This window comes from Autumnicola aciditolerans (assembly GCF_041679265.1).
GTDB lineage: Bacteria > Bacteroidota > Bacteroidia > Flavobacteriales > Flavobacteriaceae > Autumnicola.
Map to the genome: position 1 here is coordinate 361,539 of NZ_JBGFSM010000001.1, position 23,169 is coordinate 384,707.

The following is a 23,169-nucleotide window of genomic DNA, read 5'->3' on the forward strand; positions in this document are numbered from 1 at the left end:
TTGATTATAAGCAATATAAGCCTAAGCTGTAGTAAATTTTAACAGCTATATAAATAAGGTGATGTAGTATTGATGTAGTAGAATTTCTTAAAACAGAGCCTTATTTTTTACCAAATTAGAAATTCTTAATAAGGAAATTTGTCAAATTCTCTTCTTTATCCAAATCCATTTTTTTGCGGAGCCTGTAGCGGTGAACTTCCACCCCTCTTACCGAAATACCCATTAATGGGGCAATCTCTTTAGAAGAAAGATTCATCTTTAAATAGGAACATAGTTTTAAATCTTTATTGGTGAGTTTGGGATATTTTTCCAGAAGATCTTTAAAAAAATCTTCATGTAATTCATTAAAATTGGTTTCAAATACCTGCCATTCATCCTTATTCTTTATAGCAGTATTTATCTTGTTCATAATATGCTTTAAACGGAACTGGTTGGAAAATTTGTCCCTGTCCTTATTTAATTCTCCCTGAATATCCATTAAAACTTCATTCTTTTTGGCGGCCATCATAGTAGAATTGGCTAGTTCTTTTCTTTTAAGGGTAATTTCGTGCCTTAACCTCTCCTTTTCCATTTCATTTATACGCTCCCGGTGCTCTTCCTCAAATTTTTGTTCCAGCAGCCACTGGTGTCTGGTAAGTTTAAGCCGGTTAAACCAGTATAAAAATCCAATTACACCAATAATAAGCAGTAAATACACCAGCCTCATAACATTGGACAGATACCAAGGGGGATTTATACTAAAGGAGTAAGTGGTAATATCTGAAACCTTATCCTGCGGCCCCAGGGCAAAAAGCTTCAGCTTATACTCTCCGTGAGAAAGATTTTGAAGTTTAACTAAGCCATTCTTAACCTCCCCACGGATTCCTGAGCTTCCTTCCAGCTCATAATGAAGAAGTGCGGCATCTGAAGCTGGAAGTGCGGCTCGTATAGTAATTTCGCGGGAACTTTTAAATGGAATTTCCGGGGTGGCATTTAATGGATAATCTCTTTCCTTATCTGCAATTCCCCGAAGTATTGGTTTTGCAAAGGATTGATGCTCCTTCTCCCGAAGAAGTTTTTGCAGGTTAATGGCAGCAAAACCATCATTAAGGGTGATATAATAAATAGAATCATTACACTTAACTATTTTTTCATTCCCCTTCACCAGTCGCCTGTCTAATGCACTAAAAGCAACAGTCGCTTTAGCGTCACCAAAATCTGTATATACCAGTGAATTGTTTAACAGGTTTACAAACCAATACTCATCACTTTCATTAAATATGAGCCGGTAACCTGTAAAGGCATCTAACTCTTTAAAAATTTCAAGACTGTCTGTAAAAACATTATATCTGTACCACCTATTTCTGTGAAAAACAGCAATATTATTCCTGATTTTAAAGACATCAACTTTTGAATTCCTTAGGCCATCAATGTTATTAACCTCTTCAACAACCGGCTTGTGCCGGACATTTTTGTTAAGAACTATTCTATATGCACCATCATAAGGGTGTACGGCCCAAAAAATATTATTGTTTTCAAAGATGATTTTTTTTACCGGAAAATCGATACTGTCCAGCTGCCGCATTTCCTTTACAGAGGGCATGTAACTGCTAATTCCTGTATAAGTACCAACCAGGTAATGTTCATCATCACCTGGTAAAGGCATGATTTGAAAGCCTCCCGTACGCCGCTCAACAGGTAAAAAAGTATCTTTTTCGACAACAAAGAGGCCCGTATTATGATTGGCGTACAGCTGATCATCCAAAACTTCAAGATTCCAGGTATGCCCCTGCGAACCTTCTATAATGGACAGTTCTTCCTGGTCGTTAAGAGTGTACACCCCTGTGTTACTGGCTATATACAAATGGCCTTTGTAGAAAGCGATGTCATAAACTGCCCCGAGTTCACCGCTTTCATCGGTAAAAAAATCTATTGGGGAATCAAGGTCTATTTTGTCAATCCCATTATCAAGGCCAAGCCATACTTTTCCGTTCTTCTTAGCCATACCCAATACTGTATTGTTCTGCAGGCCTCTGTTGCGGTTGTAAATACGGATTTCATTACTGGAAAATTTATACTGAATAATTCCATTCTTAACTGTTCCAATAACAATCTCATCATCTGTAATCTTCATAATATGATTCAATTCGTAATCCTGAATCAAATTATTTAGTTGAGGATCTGGGTAAAGAAAGAATTTCTCTCCGTCAAATTTATAGAGGGCATTTCTGGTTCCTACTAATAATGAATCTCCCTGCACCAGGATATCCAGAACAGTTTTTCCCTGCAGAACTTCCTGGTTAGGAAGTGGCTCCAGTATGCCGTCATCATTAAGAAAATGCAAACCTTTAAGGCTTACCGCCACCAAAAGTTTATCCTTATACACAGTCATCTTGTTAGTGACCAGCTTTTTTATGGGCCTGATGCTATCCTCTTCATATTTATAAACTGCTCCAAATGACCTGAAATATATTGCATTATTAAAGGAGAGAATTTCCCAAAATTCCTCACTTAAAACAGGATAATCTCCCAATTTAGACATCAGGGAACGGTAATGCATTTTTCCATTTACATCCCGCTCCCAATATCCGAATTCCCTGTAAGAACCGGTAAATATTTTGTCTTTATAAGAATAAACAGACCTTATGGTCGCACCTGTTTCCAAGGGAAAAAGCTCCCAGCGCTGACCGTCGTAACTAAGAAGCCCCTGGTTATTTGCAGCATAAACAATCCCGCTATTATCTATGGAAACATCCCAATTTTGGCTGGCGGCATCATAGTCTACCGAAGAAAAATTTTGTATAGGTGGATTTAAGCCCTGTGCAGTAGAACTAAAGTTGCATAAGAACAAGTATATCAACAAATAGAACATTTTCACCTTCACAACTTGTATGGTTTTTGTGCAGTTAAATTAACCAGCTGTTAAGGTTACAAAGATACGTGATTAGAAGAATTATTCTCTGTTGGAACTACTAATAATAGCAGTTAGAAAATTTATAAATTATGATATTGAATGAAGAGTAACTAAGCGATAAATTTAAAAGCCGGCGCTTACAATGATTTCCATATTTCCGGGAGACCTTTTTGTTTTCCCTTTAAAGGATCGGTATCAGGAATAGGTAAGCCTGAAATATTTTTATCAGCCTTTGGGCGTTCCCCTTCTTTGCCGGTATTAATATCGTAATCACTACCGTTGGGATAAGCTCCAACAACTTTAAAACTATTGTCACTCTCCAGCCTTTTATGACCCACCCCTGCGGGAATTATGATAATATCCCCAGCCTCTACTATTATTTCAGAACCTTCTTCTCCTCCAAGTTTTAAAAGAGCAGTGCCACTGTAGACACCCAGGACTTCATGGGAGGTACTATGATAATGGTGATAATCAAAAACCCCGTTACGCCAGGAATTTGTCCAGTTATTTTTGGCAAATCTTTCTTCAAGCCATTGTGCTCCCTCCTCATCCCGTTTTTCAAAAGCATTTTTGTAGACTAGCAAAGGGAGTTTATTATTCGGGATTTTACCGTCGTCTTTAAATGTTAATTCTCTGGGTTCCACCTCTCTTGTTTTAAGTTCCTCTGAAGTTAAAACATCCCAGTTAAACAATCAATAACTAGCTAACAATTTAATATGTTTTATTGAAAGACCTATCTGAAAGTTCTACAGGTATAATTGCAGGTTTTCCAGGTGGCTCTCAAAATCGGTATGGTAATTATTTAGCAGAACAGCAATTAATTCTCCTATGGCATCCTGCCGGTCTTCAGATTTAAACATAAACTGAATTTTGCTCCAACCTCTAATATCGCAGACCATCATTCCTTTGGAATCTTTAATTACCTGGCCGGCGCTTTCATAAACAACAGGAAAGTCTATAGTTTCCAGTGCCAGCATTGCTTTTTCATTCGCTATCATAACAGATGTTTTAAAAATTTTTGTAAAAATAAGGAAGGCTCTTGCGAGGTGGTTTATGGGGATATTAACACTGAAGCCGCTTCGTTACCTCAGGGTTAAATTACTAATAAGGAAGCGATAAAAGTGGTTCCCAGGACCCAATAAAGTTCTACAAAATAATAATATCGCAATAGAAAGGATTTAAGAGACAGATCTCACATAGAACAGCAAGAGATAAGACAGATATTCTATATAACAAAAAAGCCTCTTTCCAATTAATGGAAAAAAGCTTCTCATTGGCTACAGCTGGAGAAAACCAGCTTCTTAACCTATTTATCCCGATTGTACGGGACAAACAACACAACTTCTTATTATTTTTTTAGTGAGGAAGTTACCTCACCTACTTCTTTATCTTCTCCCGCAATGCCTTATCAACAGGTGTGCAAATATACATATTTTAAAAATTAGGATAAAATCTGATTGAAAGCTTATCAGCCTTTCTACACCCTTTGCTGTTATTTTTTGCTTGATATCCAAACTACAGGGATCATAATCAACAAAATTATTGAAAACAACATATTATAGCTAATAATTCCAGGCATCTCTTCTGTTTGAACGAGGTTATGACTAATAAAAAAGAACAGATTACCCGCCCAGTGCATTGACCCTGTGATCCACAAATTTTTTGAATTAATTAAAGGAATTGCAAAGACTATTCCCAGTAAAAATAAATAAAGTAATACCTCCAGCCCGTCATTTAAACGATAAATATGATTAAGCAAATATATTAATGCCGATATAAAAATTATATAAACAGGCCTAAGTTTCCCTTCTAATAGACGGTATACAAGTCCGCGGGTAAGAATATCTTCTGAAAAAGACGTAAAAAGCACACCTACTGCAAAGACTAAACTGTTCTTTATGATGATATGGAGTGATGGAATATCGGTAACTTTTTCTATATCCAGATAAATAGCCAAACCCCAGGGAACACTATAAAGGATAACTCCCAGCATAATTCCCAATAGTACAAATAGAACTGGTTTGGGAGAAATTGGAAGACCCCATGCTTTTAATCCATTTTGGGAATACCAGTGCCCTGCCAGGAGGGCCGCACCAAAAAACATGAATTGAAAGATAAAGAACAAGCTGGCACTATCCTTAAACATAATCATGTACTCTGCCAGATGATATAGCAGGAAAAGCACAAGAAAGGAAGCATATAATATATTATCCCGGTGGTGATTTAATCTTATTCCAAAAATTACTGACATCTTGAAAGCTGACCAAAATAGGATCTAAATTTAAATTCTTTTTTCTTTGCTTTTTATTTAAGAAGTAAAATTTTTGCACCGTCATGCTTCCTGTGATTTCTTAAAAACGGCAGTTCAGGTTTTATTTCTTATGAAATTACATCACTCTCTTTTTTATTAATCAAGTAAACTAAGGATAGCCTTTATTTTTTCTTTATTGATCGGCTTCATAAATAGCTCTTTCACATAGGGATGATTTGCCACCTCTTCTATTTCTTCAGGATTTTTTGAAAAGGTGAGAATAAATATTACCGGCTTATGTTTAAAATGAACATCATCTAATTGATCAAGTACATCTTTTGCAGATAGAACAGGCATATTAAGATCAAGAAAAATCAATAGCTTATTATCCGCTTCATTATATTTTTTAATAATTTCCAGCGCATCCTGGGGAAAATTCGTTTTTATAATCTCGGTACCGGGGAAATGTTCTTTAATGGTAATGGCCTGTATGGCATTAATTATTGGTTCGTCATCAATCATGACTATTTTATCAAATTTCATAGGGATATTTTTTATAATTTTTCACCACCTGTACCTTTCAAAACCTCAATTTTGAGCTAGTCCTTCTTGAGCTTATGCACGAATATACTTTCTTCAGCATAAAAAACGAAGTCATTCCGGTTGTAATTTTATTTAATGATTATTTGCTAAAAAGAGATCTAATTTTTGCAGGTATATTTTTCCAATAATTTTCTCTTTTTTTGCATAACTCATACCCTTACTGTAAATGTAAAGAAGAAACACCGTAGCGCTTTTAAAGTTCTACTGCCTTTATAAGTATTTGCTATGTTCCTCCCATAGAACTTTATAAGCTCCCGTACAAAAACCTGAATATTTAGTAAATCTTTAGAATAGCTTTATATTTTTACAGCTTTAAAATCCTTCCGGGTGCCGGTGGGTAAGTAAAATCTGTTTAAAAGTTAAGGAGAATTTTCTGGTAAGAAATGACCTTTTAAGGTATTAAGAAAAATGGATAAAAAAAGTTTTGGCTATCTTTTAGGTGTAGTATTGTTATTACTTATTACAATCAATTTTCCGGGATTAACCGAAAGCAGTGAAGCCCGGTATGCTGAAATAGGCATGGAAATGTTTACCTCCGGTGATTTTTTACATCCCCGGCTCCTGGGAATTTTGCATTTTCACAAACCCCCGCTAACCTATCTCATTACCAGTTTTGGATATCAGCTTTTTGGGGTAAATGAATTTGGGGCTCGTTTCTTCCTTGTGTTCGCCCTGGCCATACAAATGTGGCTGATTTACAGGATCTCCTGGGAATTATATAGGGACAAAGGATTAAGCAGGCTTAGCATGGTTCTTTATGGCAGCCTTCCGCTGGTGCTGGTATCCATACTTAATCTAACAACAGACGCTTTTTTAAACACTTTCATCCTGGCGGCTATTTATTGTTACCTCTGCGAGCAGAGAAATAAAAAGAAAATTTTTACTTATGCTGCCGCTCTGCTTTTGGGAATGGGGGTACTCACTAAAGGCCCCGTGGCATTTTTGCCATTTTTGATATTTGTGATCTTTCACAGGTATTTTTTAAAAATCCCCTGGAAAATCGGGGTACATGAGATACTGGCAGTGATATTATGCCTGCTTTTATCTCTCTCATGGTTTGCTGTAATAATAATGGAGAGGCCGGCCCTGTGGGATTATTTTACAAATCACCAGATAAAAGACCGGGTAATGAACGCGCAGGTTTTTCACAGGGAAGAAAGCTTCTGGTATTATATTGCTTTTATCCCCTTGTTGTGTTTTCCTTATTTCTATATCATTATATACCGGTTCTTTAGTAAAAAGAAGAGAAATTCAGGAGAGGACAAAGCACTCATGTGGACGATCATTATTTTACTTTTTGCGTTCTCCTGCTTCTCTTCAAAATTAATCCTGTACCTGCTCCCTTCAGCTCCTTTTATAGCGATTCTTGGTGCAAAGACATTATATTACAAACCTGATGGCCTGCAAAAATTAACAAAAAAAATTCTTCTAATCTTGCTTTACATTATCGGCATCGGCGGAAGCATCTTTTTAATCATTAAACAGATTTATTTGCCTTCTGTTGTGCTATTATTTCTCCTAATTTTTTCCCTGTTTTGGCTCTATAGGAAAAAATCCGGCCTTTCTTTAATCAACATAAGTATGGGGTTTACAGCAATGATCCTGGTTTTGTATGCCAGCTTTGGATTTTATAATCCTTCAGCTATAAACAGCTATAAAGGCATTTTTCAGGAAATGGAAAATAATTTTCCTGACTCCTCCACTTTGCTGATATATGACCAGTTAATCCCTTCAGCAAAAATTTATACCAACAAAAAGGTGGTTACCATTCATGATAATAACTATAAGACGCAGCGGGAAATTCAGTTTGAATCGGCAGATAATCCTGTTAATTACCTGGATATTTCAAATGAAGGCGAGATTGAAGATTTAATACAGGAATTGTTAAAGCCTGCAAGCATTCTTATGATAAGAAAGAAGGACCTGAAAGATTTTCCTCTAAACCCGCAAGATTATAAGCCGAAAAAGACTGAAATTGGTAAGTGGTATTTTTACAGCAACTAAAATGTTGCGCTATGAACATTTTGGTAGTAGAAGATGAAGCGGGCATTGCAGGTTTTATTAAGAAAGGCCTGGAAGAAGAGTCTTTTTTAATAGAGGTGGCACCCGAAGGCAAAATGGGATTAGAAAAGGCTTTATCTGGCAAATTCGATTTGATTATCCTGGACTGGATGGTTCCCGGTCTTAGTGGTATAGAAATTTGCCGGCAACTTAGAAAGGCAGACAAAGAAACCCCGGTGATTTTCCTGACCGCGAAAGATACCGTGGAAGAGACAATTTTCGGCCTTCAGTCCGGCGCTAATGATTATATAAAGAAACCCTTCCACTTCCAGGAACTGCTGGAGCGCATTAAAGTACAGTTAAGGCCACAATCAGGAGAGCACAGTATTTTTACACTGGGTCCCATAGAGTTAAATACTGGTACACATCAGGTATTTAAAAACGGGGAAGAAATAAGTCTTACCTTCAAGGAATTTGCCCTTTTGGAATTCCTCATCCGCAACAAAGAAAGGGTTTGTACCCGCACCAGGATCATAGAAAAAGTTTGGGATATCAACTTCAGTTATAATACCGGCGTGATAGATGTTTATATAAACGCACTTAGGAAAAAGCTCAAACTTGGCGCAGAGGAGAACTACATACAAACTGTAAGGGGATTAGGCTATATCGCAAAAGAAATATGAAACTGAGCTTTAAAAGCAGGGTGGCACTTTATTACATGCTGGCAACGGCGCTCATCATTGCTATTGCTTTTTTCAGCGTTTTCTTCCTGGTAAAAAGAACGATTTACGAAAACCTGGATGAGGATCTTACGTATGAAGCCGCCATACATCTAAAGGAGACGATGCTGGACAAGGGCAAAGCAGTGTTTGCAGATAAGGCGGAGTGGGAAGAGCGGGAACACCGGGAAGTACAGGTAAATCCTGTTTTTGTACAGATAATGGATAGCACGGGGGCAAATGTTTCAGATAAATCCCCAAACCTTAAAGAAGAGGAGCTCCGTTTTTTTGGTAACCTTGAAGACGGGGCACATTACAATGCTTATTTAAAAAACAAACTGGTAAGGCAGGTACAGGTGCCATTTTCAGAAAATGGAAAAAGGTATGGCTACATAATTACCGCCATGTCTTTTGAAGCCTCCCGGCAGTTAATTCAAAGGCTGGCATGGATTTTACTAATCTGCTACCCCGTGATATTGCTGGGCTTATTTTTTATCTCCCGGTTTTTGGCGGGACGAAGCATTGCTCCAATAACTGCAATTACCAAAACCACTAACAGGATTAGCAGGCATCACCTTAATGCAAGGGTATCCCTGCCCGAAAATAAAGACGAACTTTATGAACTTTCTTTTTCCATAAATAAACTACTGGGGCGTATTGAGCAGGCCATGGAAAGGGAGCGGCAGTTTACCAGCGACGCTTCACATGAACTGCGCACGCCCATAGCTTCCATAAGGGGAACCCTGGAGGTTTTAATAAGAAAGGAAAGAAATGTAGAAGAATATAAAAATGCCATCAAGTACAGTTTAACCGAAATTGACCGTACTAGCCTAATCATTGAACAATTGTTGTTCCTGGCCCGCTACGACAGGAAAGCGAAAAAAAAGGAAGAGGAAAAGATTGAAATTGTGGCTCTTGTAGATGAAATTATCAGCCTTCACGCTTCCCAATTAAAAGCTAAAAATATTAGGCTGATTTTTAATGCTGAAGAAGCGGGGGATTTTGGAGTGTATTACTACTATGGCTTTGCGATCCTGAATAACATTATAGGGAACGCTGTAAAATATGCTTACGAAGGCTCCACATTAATCATCGAGATATATAAAAATGTAAAAGGAGTGGCCTGTAAGGTTATCGATAACGGCATTGGTATAAAAAATGAAGATATAGAAAAGATTTTTAACCCTTTTTACCGCTCCTCGGCTTTGGAGCATTCCCATATTAAAGGCAGCGGATTGGGACTTTCTATCGTACAAAAAGCCGCTGAAGCCATTGATGCTGAAATAGAAGTGAAAAGCGTTAAAGGCGAAGGAAGCAGCTTTACCGTTATTTTAAGCCAATCTTAAGAAAGTTCTCAGGAAAGGTTTAGACCAAATATTTAAATTTCAACTGTCACTATCAAAAAAGTAGTGCATACCTTCAAAATAAAATTTTGATGAAAAAATTAATGATTTTCTTTCTATGTGCCTTCTGCTTTCAGTTAAATTTTGCACAGGAATGGACCACAGATCTTAAGGCGGCCCAGGAACAGGCAGCAAAAGAGGGCAAACCCATTGTTCTTGTTTTTCAGGGTTCAGACTGGTGCGCGCCGTGTATAAAACTAACGAAGGAAATCTGGAGCACAGAAGAATTTAAAGATTATGCCAAAGATCACTACGTGATGTTACTCGCAGATTTCCCCCGCAGAAGTAAAAATGCCCTTTCTGAAGCACAACAGGAAAAAAATAATAAACTGGCAGAAAAATACAACTCCAAAGGATACTTCCCATACGTGGTGCTTTTAGATGAAAAAGGCCGGGTGCTGGGAGATGCCGGATACCAAAAAACCACACCTCGTGAATATATTGCCATGCTCAATTCTTACCTTAAATAATGCTTAAAAAGTTGCTCCCGGTATTCATTTTCCTTTTTTATGTTTCTGCGGAAGCGCAGCCTGCCACGGTTAAGCGCACCCTTAAACTAATGGGCAGCCGGTTTGACATTACGGTGGTTGCGCAGGATGAAGCCGAAGCAAATAAATATATAGATACTGCCATTGCCGAAATTAGCCGGATTGAAAAGATGATCTCCTCCTGGGATCCTGCTTCAGAAACTTCGGCTATTAATAAAAATGCCGGTTTACATCCTGTAAAGGTGAGCGGTGAACTTTTCCAGCTCATTAAAAGGGCAAAAGGAATTTCAAAACTTACCGATGGTGCTTTTGATATTAGCTACGCCTCTATGGACAATACCTGGAAATTTGACGGCAGTATGCAGGAAATGCCTTCCGAAGAAAAGATTAAAGCCTCTGTAGCTAAGGTGGGTCATGAAAATATAATATTAAATGAAGCCGAACAAAGCGTTTTCCTGAAATTACCGGGAATGAAAATTGGTTTTGGCGCCATTGGCAAAGGCTATGCGGCAGATAAAGCAAAAAACCTCCTGCAACAAAAAGGCGTGGCTGCAGGAATTATTAATGCCTCGGGAGACATGAACACCTGGGGAAAACAGGTAAACGGGCAGGATTGGAAAGTAGCCATTACCAATCCGTTAGATAAAAATAAAGCTTTTGCTTTGCTACCCATTAAAAATGAAGCCGTGGTAACTTCAGGAGATTATGAGAAATTTGTTGAATTTAACGGCACCCGTTATGCTCATATTATCGATCCCAGGACCGGGTATCCTGCTGCGGGAATCATTAGCGTAACGGTTTTTGCCCCAAAAGCTGAACTTGCCGATGCCCTGGCGACTTCAGTTTTTGTTATGGGAAGGGAGGTTGGCCTTAACAGGATAAATCAGCTTCCCGGGATTGAATGTATTATTATAGATACTGAAGGCAATATTTTCACTTCAGATCACATAGAAATTAACACCAGCAAATGATCAAAAAAGCAATATACGGATTGGTTTTTCTAAGCCTTTTTTCCTGCTCTGTGGTTAAGGAGTACGAGAAAGTCTATATAAATGATCCAGATATGGTCCTGGGAACAAAGAAACTGGATCGTTTTCAAACAAATTTCCATTCTTACCGGGAGGCAGCTTCTGGTGTTAATGGAGGAAAAACCGGAGGAGGATGCGGATGCAATTAAAACTTAAATTGGGCCTGCTGGTGTACTTTGCCATTTTCGGGCTTCTTAATGCTTCTGCACAGGAGGAGAATTCTGAAGAAAATGCTTATAAGAAAAGGGTTTTGGAAAATACAGAAATAGATTTCCTAACCAGCTATTATACACAGGACGGTAACAATGCCGCGGTTTCCGGAGGAAAAGGAACTGAAGAGCTTACCGACTTCACTCCCACCATTGTGGTTTCCATTCCGCTAAATGCCGATGATGTGTTAATTATAGATGCCGCGATTTCTGCTTATACTTCAGCTTCCTCCAGTAATATCAATCCGATTGACGGTTCAGGGCAGGCAGATCCTTTTACTGCATCTTCCGGAGCTTCCCAAAGCGATACCTGGGCCAATCTTAATGCCACTTATAGTCATAGTTCCAATAGCCGCAACAAGATCTGGACGGCTAATTTTTCCGTAGCAAGTGAATACGATTACTTTTCTCTAGGTTTTGGAGGAAGTTTTACAAAATTATGGAATGATAAGAATACTGAACTTACCATAAACGGGAAATTATATCTTGATAAATGGAATCCAGTTTATCCTTATGAATTAAGGCCATTTGGAGCAAATGGAAGAGGGCTCAGCGATGCATTGTTTAACCGCAATACAGTTAGCGGAAATGCAGATTACAATCCTGAGTTCACGGAATTTGCAGATAAAGGACGAAATTCTTATTCCATTGGCTTTAATTTTTCTCAAATCCTTACCGAAAAAATGCAGGCTAGCCTTGCCTTGGACCTGGTGCAGCAGAATGGCCTGCTATCTACCCCTTTCCAGAGGGTATATTTTGGTGATATTGAAGATTCCTTTATTGAAGATTTCCAGCTAGCCGATGCTATTGAACAGTTACCAGATACCCGCTTTAAAATAGCGGCCGGCGGAAGATTGAATTATTACCTTAACGAAACTTTTGTACTAAGAGGATATTACAGGTTTTATAATGATGACTGGGGGATACAATCACATACGGCCAGCCTTGAAATTCCCATAAAGCTGGGAACTAAATTTACATTATATCCCTCATACCGCTATTATTATCAAACTGCTGCAGATTATTTTGCAGGTTACGAAATGCATACCTCTGGTGAAGAATTTTATACTTCAGATTATGACCTCTCCCGTTTTTCTGCCAATCAGTTTAGTTTTGGTGTAAATTATACCGATATTTTTACCAAATTTACACTCTGGAATTTACACTTAAAAAGTATCGATCTTCGATATTTGTATTATGAGAGAAATTCCGGGTTGAATTCGAATTTGATTTCAGCAGGAATAAATTTTATTGTGCAATAAGCTAAACCTTAAAAATTTTAAAAGTGGCGGGAAAGAAAAAAATAGTCAAAACAATCCTTATAGCGCTGTTAATCATCCTCTTGGCATTGCAGTTTTTCAGGCCGGAAAAGAACATTTATGATGAGATCCCTCCAACAGATATCGCAAAAATTGAAAATATTCCAGGGGATGTTTCTAATATCCTGGTGGAATCCTGTTACGACTGCCACTCTAACAATACGGTGTATCCATGGTACAACGATATTGCCCCCGTAAACCTTTTTTTAGATAATCATGTAAAAGATGGCAAGCGTCATCTTAATTTTTCTGAATGGGCTAATTATTCCGCGGAAAAAAAAGAGCATAAAGTAGAGGAAATTGGGGAAACCGTGGAAGAAGGGGAGATGCCTCTGGATTCTTACCTGTGGTTACATGCAGAAGCAAAACTGACTGATGCGGAAGAAGCCGCATTACTGGACTGGGTGGCGAATTATTCAGCGAATTAGTTTTACAATATAAATGGCACTACATCTTATCCTATGCAGATTTGGTCCCCCCTGCTTTGCACCTTTACGGGTTAACTTTAATCTTTAAGTTTTTAAAGTAATACTTTTACTCATGATTATCCATCCTAAGCACTTACTTTTACTACCAATTTAAATACGTATAATACTCACAGGTAAGGTTTTAAAAAAAACCCCTCACGCTTACCTAAACTAAATTCGTGGGAAATTTAATAGAAGAATCCCCCAGGTGTAAATTTATTCCGAAGCGTATAAGTTCCAACCTACTGTGCCTGTAAAAAGGAGTAGAGAAAAAAAATAGGTTTATTAAAATCTCTTACGAAGACCTGTAATATCAAGGAAACTTAGCGGAGAAGCAGAAAATTAAAATCTTGCTACCATTCTTGAAGGGAGCCTATTGTAATTCATAAACTCAATGGAAAAGGAAATAAAACAACCAAGGCTAATGTGAATCAAACAGATGCGACAGTTCTTTCTGCAAAACCGATCCATCAATATTTAACACTTGCACCCTGCCAAGGCTAAGAGCCGAGGAGTTGGGGCCAATAATCTCCCTTGCCGTGCTAAAACCTAAATTCATCCCGTTCTGCCCGGCGACCTCAATAGAAATCTCATTATAATTACCATAAGGATAAGCTATAGCATTAATAACTGGATAATCATGCTCAACCAAATACCTTTTATTGACGGCTATTTCCTGGAACTGCTTTTCCGCCGAACAATTTGCCAGAGCAGGATGTGTATGGGTATGTAGGCCATAACTGAACAGTTTAGTAGATGCCATTTCCTTTAGCTGCAAATCTGTCATGGCACAATCCCTGGATGCAGAAATAGTTGCTACGCCTGCCCATTCCTGTAGAGTTGTTATTACCGCCTCAATCTCTTCATGGGAAAGTGGTTTTAAAAGTTTCCATATTTTTAAATACAATTTACATCGGTTGGTTGGCGGTGGGTTGAACCATCTCCAGGCCTCCTGCTTATCTTTAACTTCATCTGTCAATCGCTCAGCCTCGAGATAAAATTCATGTGTCTTATCATCTATCAATAGCCTTAATTGCTCTGGTAGCTCAGGGAAATGAAGAATGATGGCCTCTAAAGCGTCCCACCAAAATAATTGTTCCTTTCCTACAAAATGCGAGGGTACAAAAATAGTCGCGGGGCAATTATATTGTTCTAAAATTGGTTTGGCATTTATATAATTATCGGTATAGGCGTCATCAAAGGTTATATAAATACTTTTGTGCTTCAGTTTACCGATGCGCAATTGCTCTTCAAGTCTGGAAAGGGGTAATACTTTGAAGTTTTTCTTAAGCATTTTTACTTGAGACTCAAAATTTTCCGGACTAACGGCCAATTGCCAGGGATCTGTTTTAAGGCAACATATCCTATGGTACATTAGTACCACTGCCTTAGACCCTGCCTTGTTAAAATACGTTCTCATCCGGCTCCACATTATCCACAGGTTCTATTTAATTGCACTTACACTTACGATAACCTGGTAATGGGGATCATGCACTTCCATGTCATTTTTTTTTATTTCTGGTAATCCCATCCCATACAGAAAAGCGCTTGCAACCTTAACATTCCCATAAGTTTGTACTGAAATTTTTTCAAGAGCGAAATACTCTTCCATTAGCCGTTGCATGGATGCATCGGTAAATGACCAAAGCCAGTATTTACCCCATCCATCTTGCGCAATTTGGCTAATACCTGGTACGGTAATCAATAAAGTTCCTCCCGGTTTTAGAATTCTATGGCAGGTGGCAATGGCCGCCTTAAAATCGTAAATTAAATTTAGGGTTTGCGTAAGTACAATACAATCAAAGCTATCTGATGGGATTTGCGGGGCATTGCTAAGATCACCTATAAATGTTGCCTGCGGGTTGGACTCATCAATATGCAAAACATCACTTTCAATTACTGCATCACCTCCAAATTTAAGGGTATACGTATTATCCCCTATTTCCAAGACACGGCCCTTGATTTGTGGCGAATACGCTTTCAGGAAATTTTCAATATAATACCTATCCAACGGCCCGCCACGGTCGTAACCAAACTGGGTGCTAAACGGGCTCGTGCGGTCTAAATCACCAAGATCGATCTTTTTCGCTTTAGATATTGTTGATTTCTTTTTTATTTTAAAGAAAATTTTTTTAAGAACATTCATCGTCAACTTTTTAAAACCTTTCCTCTTACCCTCATAATCTTCGAAAGGCTGATTTGTAAATTTCTTATAAAGGTGTTTATCATGTTTTTTAAGGGTTTCTATTTCCTTCCTGTCAAAAACAACTTCTCCAGCATACAGCCTACCCAGCAAATTGTTATAAATCTTCCGTGAATAATAAGCACTCCAATAATTTCTCCCCTTTTTATAGGATTCCCTTTCAGCCTTATTCCTAAGATTTTTCTTCTGAAAAAATAAAACCCGCAAGGCATACTCCATCATTCCGGAATAATTTGCAGACATATTCTCCTCATGCTTTCTGTAAACAGCAATTAAATGGGTATGATAAATAATTGGGAAAGATCTTGTTATTTGAAGGTATATATCATAATCCTCACAATAACGTAAAGAGGTATTAAAACTGAAATTTTTAAATACCCAGTAATTATACATTACGGTTGCATGCATACCAATAAAATTACCCTCCAGCAGTTTACAGTAATAGTCATTGGAAATTTCCTGTTGAATGGTCCAGGTCTTATTCTCTGGCTCATAAAACAGTTGATAGCCCCCAGCCACGAATGCAGCACGGGTATTAGCTTTTAAAGATCTTAAATTATATTCCAGAGCATGCTCCAGCAGCCAGTCATCAGCATCCAGAAAAACTAAATATTCGCCTTTGGCATGTTTGACACCCATATTCCTGGCTGAAGATAAACCCATATTCTCCTGATGTACATAGCGTACCTCCGGGTAGTTCCTACATACTTCTTTAGTATTATCTACAGAGCCATCATCTATCACTATGACTTCAAAAAAACGATAGGATTGGGCATGAACACTGCTAATGGCATGTGCCAGATATTTCCCGTGGTTATAACAGGGTATAATTATTGACACCATTTCACGTATTAAATGCCCGGATACTAGCATGATTATGGGACTATTGAAGGTTTATTTTTATTTTTTCTATAAAACCGGATTCCGGAATTTATGCCTTTAAATTCACTCCATAGCGTACGGTAACGAAATTTATAGCCTGGAAAACCATTTCTGATTAAATGCAAATAATACCTCATCAACTCTAAATATAGATATTTTTTGTAGCCTATCTTTTTATTTTGAGCATGCTGAATGAGCACAGATGCGGAATGCCCGCGCATATAATTGAATAGTTGTTTGTGCAGCTCCTGTAATCCCTTGCGATGTGCATGATACACAATGGCACGGGGATTATAATGAATATTCATATTATTAGCTAACATCCTAAACCATATCTCTGAATCGCCACTACAACCCGCTGCACCAACATCCAGCCTAACATCAAAATAACCAACAACTTCAAGGGCCTTTTTTCTAAAGGCCATATTGGCTCCCGCTCCTATTTGCCAAACTCTTGGAACCCCTGAAGACTTATAGATAAAATCACTATTAAAATGGATATCTTCATATCCCTTGTTGAAACCCCAATTTTTTTCAAATATCTGTTGGCTTTCCGTCTCAAGCGACGACGCTATTACCAGCCCTGTCATTGCATCTGTCTTTTCTTTTAAAAAACTTTCCCATACCCGATAGCACCACAAGACATCAACACTTACATCATCATCTGTGTAGGCTATTATAGTTGATTTTGCCAACCGCGCACCTGTGTTTCTTGCTATATCCAAGCCTGGCCGTACCTCTTTGCAATAAATAACGCTATTGAAGGATTGCGCAGCTAACTTTGTAAGATCATCTGTGGGGGCGTTGTCTACAATAATAATTTCCCTTGGCCTGCAAATTTGTTTGGTTAAACTCTCCAGACAGTGCTTTAAACTTTCGCTACGGTTACGCGTACATATTACCACAGAAATATCTACTTCTTGTGGAATATCTATCCTTGTATATGGCGTGAGGATTTGTTCCGCTAAATTTAATAGATACGCATACTCCTTAGCTTTAACTGCTTCGGCGATTTGCCGCGCCTGCTGTTTGGTATTTGCGTATGCCATTAGGCTAGGGGCTATAACATCTAACATAGCTTTAAAAAAATCTGTACAACCCTTTTCCTCTATATAAAGATGGCCCAGAGGAATATTTTTCCACCAAAACACATAATAATGCCTGTTGCCAGCTTCCGGAGGTAGAATCTGTGCTACATCTTGTTCGTTCAATTTTACATGATGGATAAGGTAAGGAGCTAATTTAGACATACATGGTGGTTTAGGTTGTCCTTCTCTTAAAATACATTCGGTAAGGATCTGTCCAGATATAGAATAAAAGAAGTGTTATCCTGGATAATACATAATTATCCCTGTAAATCCCTAGAACTGTCTTGATTTGATTATAAACCACTGTTTTGTTTTTAGAGATAAACCAGGCGCTAAAAGTTTCGTTCAAGATCCAATATACATAATTCCTATTTGCTATTTTCAACATCTTTTTTTGATCTTTTTTTGGTAAATAGCTGATTATTGCTGCCGTAACTTTGGCGATATCTTTAATATTCTGGCCCGATTGATAACTCCGCCAGGTGATGGAATTTTTATGTTCCCGATATTCCGCCAGAAATTCAGGTATATACGCTGTAGGATAATGCTTGGCTATACGGGCCCACATCTCCCAATCTTCTCCGTAATGAACTAAATAGAAGCTTCCAAGTTTTTCATACACTTCTCTTTTTACCGTAATGGCTACATACTGTAATCTTGGAAATTCTGCCAGTTTATGAAGCCAGTTCTCAAGTACACAGGGTTCTTTGGCCTCTATACGGGATTGATGCGAGAAGTTTCCCTCGCTATCTATATGTTCCCATGCACAGAAGGCAGCTCCGGCTTCAGGAAATTTATCAAAAAGTTTGGTAAGTGACGCATAATACCCAATCTTCACCCGGTCATCGCCATGCAATAAATGTACGTATTTCCCTCTGGCTTGATTTATACAAGTTTCAAAATTCCTGAGACTTCCTACATTAACTTCTTGTTTATAGTATTTAACCCGCCCTTTTCCAAGCTTCCTGACCAGTTCTTCCACGTTAGCATCAGTACTGCAATCATCTACCACCTCTATTTGCATCAATGCTTTTCCCATATCCTGCTTTAAAACACTTTCTATAGCTTCAGGTAAATAATTAGAACAATTGTACACCGGGATCATCACAGACCATAAGGGGCGGGGATATTGGTCTTTAATGGGTGCAATGTAGGGAGGTGAAGCAGGTATCCTTTGCATTTTTAATTAATATTTTAAAAAGAATTTATCTCACCGTTGCTAAGGGTTTAAGTACTAAGGGAAAATCTGGTCTTACATAGCCCCACCATTTGTCATACCAATTCGTGTTTTCACGATAGTCGGCTATATCAAACATCAAACATTCCTGATAAGAAAAAAGTTCTGATGATGTGTCTTTAGAGAAGTGTAGCGTGAACATGTAGGACCCGTTATTCAAAAAGTTTCCGGGAATAGTACATTCTCCCTCTATCATTCCTTTAGAGTACAGTTTAGGTTTTGACGGTATATCAAATATACACTCTCCTGCCAGGGTAAAGAGCAGCAGGTCTGTTGATAAAACAATGTTATCAGTGGCGTTATAAAATCTAAATTTTACGGTTAAGGTAGTTCGAATATCTATGACGCTAAGAGGATCTTCAAGATGAGGCAATAACTCTACATAAAGAACTCTTATCCTATCATTACCAGGAGCTTCTTTTAATGTTGAAAACTCCTTTACCCAGCTTTTTTTATACAAAGCACTAAGGTACTCATTGAGCACCGCTTTGGATTTTCCCCTTGCGCGTACATTACCTCTATCCATCCAAAGAGCCTGCGAGCAAAGGTTACTTACTGCTTGCAGGTTATGGCTTACAAAAATAATTGTGCGGCCACTCTGGCTGGAAGCATCATTCATTTTGCCCAGGCATTTCTTCTGAAATTCGGCATCACCCACAGCCAAGACCTCATCCACTATTAATATATCAGGCTCCAGATGTGCGGCTACAGCAAAGGCTAACCTTACATACATTCCTGAAGAATACCGTTTTACCGGAGTGTCTATAAAATTTTCAACTCCAGAAAAATCTACGATTTCATCAAACTTTTTTAAGATTTCTGCTTTTTTCATCCCAAGGATATGCCCGCTGATGAAAATATTCTCTCTTCCAGTAAGTTCAGAATGAAATCCAGTTCCTACCTCAAGTAAACTGCTGATGCGACCGCTGCCGCGAACCAGGCCCTCCGTGGGTTTTATGATGCGTGATAAAATCTTAAGTAAGGTGGACTTTCCTGCACCATTATGACCAATGATCCCAAGCACCTCCCCTTCTTTTAGCTCAAAACTTACGTTTTTAAGCGCCCAGATGTGTTCATTAGTATCCACCTTCCTGCCATTCCTTATATTCTGGTTTAGATCTTCCTTACCCAGAACATTTTTTTGCCACCACAATTGCATGTCACGCCGCAGTGAGCCGGACCCAATGGTACCTAAATTGTATAATTTGGAAATATCTTCGACCTGTATTACTGTTTTTGACATAATTTTTTATAAAACATCCATTAGCTTGTCGCTCATTTTGTTGAAGAGAAGTATCCCCAAAAACACAATTAGCAACATAAAACTTCCACTATATAACAAGTGTAGCGCATTTACGCTACCTATACCCAAAAACGCAAATCTAAAATATTCAAAAAGGGAAGATAGCGGATTGAGGTTTACTAGCCAACGCACACTTTCGGGCACCATGGCAAGGGAATAAAATATTGGGCACACGAACATAAGCAGGCGTATAATGAGTTGTATCAACGTCATAAGGTCCCGGTATTTAGCCGTGAGTACCGAAAAGATTAATCCACCTCCAAATCCTATAGCTGCCGTAATCGCAATAATAGGAAAAATTAAAAGCATCCGCCCGGCATTAAAATCTACATCTCCATTAAATATAAAAAATAAGTAAAGCGCAAGCAGCAGAAGCAATTGAATTCCAAATAAAAGCAACTGAAGCCAAAGAGTAGAGAGGGCAACAATGATTCTTGGGAAATATACCTTGCTGAAAATCTCAGCATTTTGGGAGAAGGTTTTAGATATTTGGAGGAAAACCTCTGAAAATAGCGTCCATAAGGTTATACCTACCATATTGAACAACAAAGGTGGCACGCCCTCTGTAGGAATACCTATTATTTTGTTGAAGACCAAAACATAGGTAAGAACAGTAAGCAAGGGCTGCAATAACGCCCAAAAGGGCCCCAGCAACGTCTGTTGGTATAGTGCCAAAAAGTCTTTTCTAGCCAACTGAAGCATTAGGTCTTTGTATGAATATAATTCTAATATCCCGATATCCCACCAGGATGTTTCAGGCTTAATTTCCCACTCCCATTGCTTCAGCCTGCGGCCGTTAGATCCATTATTCATGTAGTTGCAGTTACCATCAATTATTTTATCGTGTTGGATTTTTATTCCGAAGGATACGTTCTATCTGTTTATACCTCAAACTGTACATAGCATAAAAGCGAAGCATCCATAAGAGCGTAATATAATCTTTACTCATACCCCAGGCCCCATATACCTGCCGGAATGCAGCCCTTGAATGACAGAGAAGTAGGGTATTGGCAACTTTTACCGCAAATCTGGCATGATAGGCATAAGACTCTTTTCTTATCCTTGATCTCTGATCTTCAGGCAAATGTTGCTGTATGATATTTATTACCTTTTTAATATCCTTTATATTCTCTCCAGTAAGATAACTTTTGTGGCTTATACCAATCCCATGGCCTACGCGGTAAGAGGCTAAGCGCCTTGGAGAGCAGGCTATGGGAAATCTTGCTCCAATCCTTGCCCACATCTCCCAGTCCTCACCAAAATGAACAGCATAAAAACTGCCCACTGTTTCATAAGTTGAACGTTTAACGACCATGGCTGGTGGTTGAATCAATTGCTTTACCCCTATTTTATCTATAAAATTTGGTACAATTCCCGGAGCTTCTAAGATACTTTGGTTTATAATGGGAACAATTTGTCCTGTATGATCTATATAATTGAAGTTGGTAAAAGCTGCTCCTGCCTCCGGATGGTTACGAAAGAGAAGGGCAATCTCTTGATAAAAGCCATCTTCTACTCTATCGTCACCATGTAAAAGGTGCACATAGTTACCTTTTGAACGATTAATACAGGTTTCAAAATTTCTGAGGCTTCCGCAATTCTCTGCCTGCCTGTAATATCCCACTCTCCCTTTACCAACCTGATTGACTACTTTTTCCACATCGCCATCAGTACTGCAATCATCCACCACTTCTATCTGCATAAGCTCCTGTGAAGGAGCTTGTAATAAAACACTTTCCAGAGTTTCGGGAAGATAATTAATACAATTATAAACTGGTATACACACAGACCATACAGGACGCTTTACCTCAGGAAGGGGTGAAATGACTGGAGGAACTTCGGGAATACGCTGATTCATAAAGTAGTGAATGTTAATTTAACAGATCTAAAAATGAATTTATCTAAGATTAATTAGCTACTTTTTTCTCTAGCTCAAAATCATTTTGTTACACCATTTAAACCAATAATGTTCATTAATCTTCTTCTAAAAGCAGGTTAAACATTTAATTGCGGCATTCCATATTGGAAAATTCTTCAGGTCACCCAAACCTTAAAAACCTAGAGGCGTTTTAGTTAACACCTACCAAGGTAAAAAAACCATTAGGAATATTAATTCCTATATCAAAAAAATCAGAAGATTTTTTTTTGCGAATTTTAATTCTAAAAAATTTAAACTTAGATTCTTTTTATAGTTATTTGCGGACAATATGAAAATTTTAATGGGCTAATTGAAGTAAATATTTAAAAACAGTAATTTTGCGCCTAAATCATTCCGAGATAGAGTGACACAACAAGCCGAAGATCTATTGATTGTTTCTGCTCATTTTTAGAAGAAAGTACTAATTACACCGGAAAATTATTTTCACAATGCCGGTTAAATAAGCAAACTCTTGCTAATACAAATTTTAAGATGAGCAACAGGCCAACCAGAAAAAATCGGCATCAGAATAAATTGTCTTCAAAATTTAATTCTAACTCAACAAGTTAAAAGATAAATTTCAGTATTGCCATACCTAGTTTTAGGTATTTCTCCCACATAACAAGCATTGCTGGAATTTATTAAGAAAATCCTCTTTAGAAGAATGGAATGTTGTTTAAAGACTAAGTTAAATCTTAAAAATTGTAGAAAATAATAAAATTGAAAGGCATTTACCTGGAATTAATTCGGCCAGTATTATCTCAGGCAAATATGTGATTTGCCTGGTCTCCAAAATTGAATGACGCGGCATCCAACATGTTCAATGTTCTGTTCCCAAAAGCCTGTAAACAAAAAAAGCACCTATCTTACGATAAGTGCTTTTCAAAAAATCTACCTGTTGGTAGACAAGCAAGGCGGTGACATACCTGCCTGCCGGCAGGCAGGCTCTCCCACAAAATAGCAGTACTCCCGACGCATCGGGACGTTTACCCTTAACTTTTCTGGCTCCCTAACCTACCTTCCCCTTCATTGTATTCCATAAAAAAACCCCTCCAGTTACACTGAAGGGGTTTCAAAAAACAAGGCGGTGACATACTCTCCCACAAATAGCAGTACCATCTGCGCTAACGGGCTTAACTTCTCTGTTCGGGATGGGA

General features: G+C 38.2%; 20 protein-coding genes and 1 rRNA gene. 8 read left to right on the forward strand and 13 right to left on the reverse strand.

What is annotated here, in order from left to right:
• Positions 1-115: 115 nt before the first annotated feature.
• The 5 genes from AB8M93_RS01620 to AB8M93_RS01640 all read right to left on the reverse strand — a co-directional run bounded on the left by AB8M93_RS01620 (position 116) and on the right by AB8M93_RS01640 (position 5,687).
• On the reverse strand, positions 116-2,839 hold the full coding sequence (locus AB8M93_RS01620) for a helix-turn-helix and ligand-binding sensor domain-containing protein (protein WP_373055875.1): 2,724 nt from the start codon (positions 2,837-2,839) through the stop codon (positions 116-118).
• Between the two features lie 191 nt (positions 2,840-3,030).
• Positions 3,031-3,537: a cupin domain-containing protein gene (locus tag AB8M93_RS01625; RefSeq protein WP_373055876.1), complete on the reverse strand. Its 507-nt coding sequence runs from the start codon at positions 3,535-3,537 to the stop codon at positions 3,031-3,033.
• Between the two features lie 102 nt (positions 3,538-3,639).
• The gene (locus AB8M93_RS01630) at positions 3,640-3,891 is read right to left on the reverse strand and encodes a hypothetical protein (protein ID WP_373055877.1); all 252 of its coding nucleotides are present in this window, start codon (positions 3,889-3,891) and stop codon (positions 3,640-3,642) included.
• Between the two features lie 494 nt (positions 3,892-4,385).
• Positions 4,386-5,144 carry a CPBP family glutamic-type intramembrane protease gene (locus AB8M93_RS01635; protein ID WP_373055878.1) on the reverse strand — a complete coding sequence of 253 codons (759 nt, stop codon included), beginning with the start codon at positions 5,142-5,144 and terminating at the stop codon, positions 4,386-4,388.
• A gap of 156 nt (positions 5,145-5,300) precedes the next feature.
• On the reverse strand, positions 5,301-5,687 hold the full coding sequence (locus tag AB8M93_RS01640; RefSeq protein ID WP_373055879.1) for a response regulator: 387 nt from the start codon (positions 5,685-5,687) through the stop codon (positions 5,301-5,303).
• 468 nt (positions 5,688-6,155) lie between these two features.
• Between AB8M93_RS01640 and AB8M93_RS01645 the strand changes: the two genes are divergently transcribed.
• The 8 genes from AB8M93_RS01645 (at position 6,156) to AB8M93_RS01680 (ending at position 13,342) form a co-directional block, all read left to right on the forward strand.
• Positions 6,156-7,751 carry an ArnT family glycosyltransferase gene (locus AB8M93_RS01645; protein WP_373055880.1) on the forward strand — a complete coding sequence of 532 codons (1,596 nt, stop codon included), beginning with the start codon at positions 6,156-6,158 and terminating at the stop codon, positions 7,749-7,751.
• Positions 7,752-7,762: 11 nt separating this feature from the next.
• Complete coding sequence (locus AB8M93_RS01650; protein ID WP_373055881.1) at positions 7,763-8,431, forward strand: response regulator transcription factor; 669 nt, start codon at positions 7,763-7,765, stop codon at positions 8,429-8,431.
• Positions 8,428-9,813, forward strand: a complete 1,386-nt coding sequence (locus tag AB8M93_RS01655; protein WP_373055882.1) for a sensor histidine kinase — start codon at positions 8,428-8,430, stop codon at positions 9,811-9,813. The genes AB8M93_RS01650 and AB8M93_RS01655 overlap by 4 nt, the downstream gene beginning before the upstream one ends.
• Positions 9,814-9,902: 89 nt before the next feature.
• Complete coding sequence (locus AB8M93_RS01660; RefSeq protein ID WP_373055883.1) at positions 9,903-10,340, forward strand: thioredoxin family protein; 438 nt, start codon at positions 9,903-9,905, stop codon at positions 10,338-10,340.
• Positions 10,340-11,329 (forward strand): FAD:protein FMN transferase, encoded by a 990-nt coding sequence (locus AB8M93_RS01665; RefSeq protein ID WP_373055884.1) that lies wholly within the window; start codon positions 10,340-10,342, stop codon positions 11,327-11,329. Before AB8M93_RS01660 ends, AB8M93_RS01665 begins: the two co-directional genes overlap by 1 nt.
• Positions 11,326-11,535 carry a DUF4266 domain-containing protein gene (locus AB8M93_RS01670; RefSeq protein WP_373055885.1) on the forward strand — a complete coding sequence of 70 codons (210 nt, stop codon included), beginning with the start codon at positions 11,326-11,328 and terminating at the stop codon, positions 11,533-11,535. Before AB8M93_RS01665 ends, AB8M93_RS01670 begins: the two co-directional genes overlap by 4 nt.
• The gene (locus AB8M93_RS01675) at positions 11,526-12,857 is read left to right on the forward strand and encodes a DUF3570 domain-containing protein (protein WP_373055886.1); all 1,332 of its coding nucleotides are present in this window, start codon (positions 11,526-11,528) and stop codon (positions 12,855-12,857) included. The genes AB8M93_RS01670 and AB8M93_RS01675 overlap by 10 nt, the downstream gene beginning before the upstream one ends.
• A 23-nt stretch (positions 12,858-12,880) precedes the next feature.
• Positions 12,881-13,342, forward strand: coding sequence for a heme-binding domain-containing protein (locus tag AB8M93_RS01680; RefSeq protein WP_373055887.1), 462 nt, complete (start codon positions 12,881-12,883; stop codon positions 13,340-13,342).
• Between the two features lie 460 nt (positions 13,343-13,802).
• Here the strand turns inward: AB8M93_RS01680 and AB8M93_RS01685 are convergent, their stop codons facing one another.
• The 8 genes from AB8M93_RS01685 to rrf all read right to left on the reverse strand — a co-directional run.
• Positions 13,803-14,801, reverse strand: a complete 999-nt coding sequence (locus tag AB8M93_RS01685; protein ID WP_373055888.1) for a polysaccharide deacetylase family protein — start codon at positions 14,799-14,801, stop codon at positions 13,803-13,805.
• A gap of 24 nt (positions 14,802-14,825) precedes the next feature.
• Positions 14,826-16,427 (reverse strand): glycosyltransferase, encoded by a 1,602-nt coding sequence (locus tag AB8M93_RS01690; protein WP_373055889.1) that lies wholly within the window; start codon positions 16,425-16,427, stop codon positions 14,826-14,828.
• Positions 16,428-16,459: 32 nt separating this feature from the next.
• A complete protein-coding gene (locus AB8M93_RS01695; protein ID WP_373055890.1) occupies positions 16,460-17,716 on the reverse strand; it encodes a glycosyltransferase family 2 protein in 1,257 nt (418 codons plus the stop codon).
• 10 nt (positions 17,717-17,726) lie between these two features.
• Positions 17,727-18,734 (reverse strand): glycosyltransferase family 2 protein, encoded by a 1,008-nt coding sequence (locus tag AB8M93_RS01700; RefSeq protein ID WP_373055891.1) that lies wholly within the window; start codon positions 18,732-18,734, stop codon positions 17,727-17,729.
• Positions 18,735-18,759: 25 nt separating this feature from the next.
• Positions 18,760-20,034: an ABC transporter ATP-binding protein gene (locus tag AB8M93_RS01705; protein ID WP_373055892.1), complete on the reverse strand. Its 1,275-nt coding sequence runs from the start codon at positions 20,032-20,034 to the stop codon at positions 18,760-18,762.
• 6 nt (positions 20,035-20,040) lie between these two features.
• Positions 20,041-20,907 carry an ABC transporter permease gene (locus AB8M93_RS01710; RefSeq protein WP_373055893.1) on the reverse strand — a complete coding sequence of 289 codons (867 nt, stop codon included), beginning with the start codon at positions 20,905-20,907 and terminating at the stop codon, positions 20,041-20,043.
• 25 nt (positions 20,908-20,932) lie between these two features.
• Positions 20,933-21,952: a glycosyltransferase family 2 protein gene (locus AB8M93_RS01715; RefSeq protein WP_373055894.1), complete on the reverse strand. Its 1,020-nt coding sequence runs from the start codon at positions 21,950-21,952 to the stop codon at positions 20,933-20,935.
• Between the two features lie 1,139 nt (positions 21,953-23,091).
• Positions 23,092-23,169: ribosomal RNA gene (rrf, locus tag AB8M93_RS01720) — 5S ribosomal RNA — on the reverse strand; the annotation flags it as partial.

Coding starts and splice junctions, on each gene's coding strand:
- AB8M93_RS01630 (WP_373055877.1), bottom strand. CDS start 3,891: ATGATAGCGAATGAAAAAGCAATGCTGGCACTGGAAACTATAGACTTT.
- AB8M93_RS01635 (WP_373055878.1), bottom strand. CDS start 5,144: ATGTCAGTAATTTTTGGAATAAGATTAAATCACCACCGGGATAATATA.
- AB8M93_RS01640 (WP_373055879.1), bottom strand. CDS start 5,687: ATGAAATTTGATAAAATAGTCATGATTGATGACGAACCAATAATTAAT.
- AB8M93_RS01645 (WP_373055880.1), top strand. CDS start 6,156: ATGGATAAAAAAAGTTTTGGCTATCTTTTAGGTGTAGTATTGTTATTA.
- AB8M93_RS01650 (WP_373055881.1), top strand. CDS start 7,763: ATGAACATTTTGGTAGTAGAAGATGAAGCGGGCATTGCAGGTTTTATT.
- AB8M93_RS01655 (WP_373055882.1), top strand. CDS start 8,428: ATGAAACTGAGCTTTAAAAGCAGGGTGGCACTTTATTACATGCTGGCA.
- AB8M93_RS01660 (WP_373055883.1), top strand. CDS start 9,903: ATGAAAAAATTAATGATTTTCTTTCTATGTGCCTTCTGCTTTCAGTTA.
- AB8M93_RS01665 (WP_373055884.1), top strand. CDS start 10,340: ATGCTTAAAAAGTTGCTCCCGGTATTCATTTTCCTTTTTTATGTTTCT.
- AB8M93_RS01670 (WP_373055885.1), top strand. CDS start 11,326: ATGATCAAAAAAGCAATATACGGATTGGTTTTTCTAAGCCTTTTTTCC.
- AB8M93_RS01675 (WP_373055886.1), top strand. CDS start 11,526: ATGCAATTAAAACTTAAATTGGGCCTGCTGGTGTACTTTGCCATTTTC.
- AB8M93_RS01685 (WP_373055888.1), bottom strand. CDS start 14,801: ATGAGAACGTATTTTAACAAGGCAGGGTCTAAGGCAGTGGTACTAATG.
- AB8M93_RS01690 (WP_373055889.1), bottom strand. CDS start 16,427: ATGGTGTCAATAATTATACCCTGTTATAACCACGGGAAATATCTGGCA.
- AB8M93_RS01695 (WP_373055890.1), bottom strand. CDS start 17,716: ATGTCTAAATTAGCTCCTTACCTTATCCATCATGTAAAATTGAACGAA.
- AB8M93_RS01700 (WP_373055891.1), bottom strand. CDS start 18,734: ATGCAAAGGATACCTGCTTCACCTCCCTACATTGCACCCATTAAAGAC.
- AB8M93_RS01705 (WP_373055892.1), bottom strand. CDS start 20,034: ATGTCAAAAACAGTAATACAGGTCGAAGATATTTCCAAATTATACAAT.
- AB8M93_RS01710 (WP_373055893.1), bottom strand. CDS start 20,907: ATGAATAATGGATCTAACGGCCGCAGGCTGAAGCAATGGGAGTGGGAA.
- AB8M93_RS01715 (WP_373055894.1), bottom strand. CDS start 21,952: ATGAATCAGCGTATTCCCGAAGTTCCTCCAGTCATTTCACCCCTTCCT.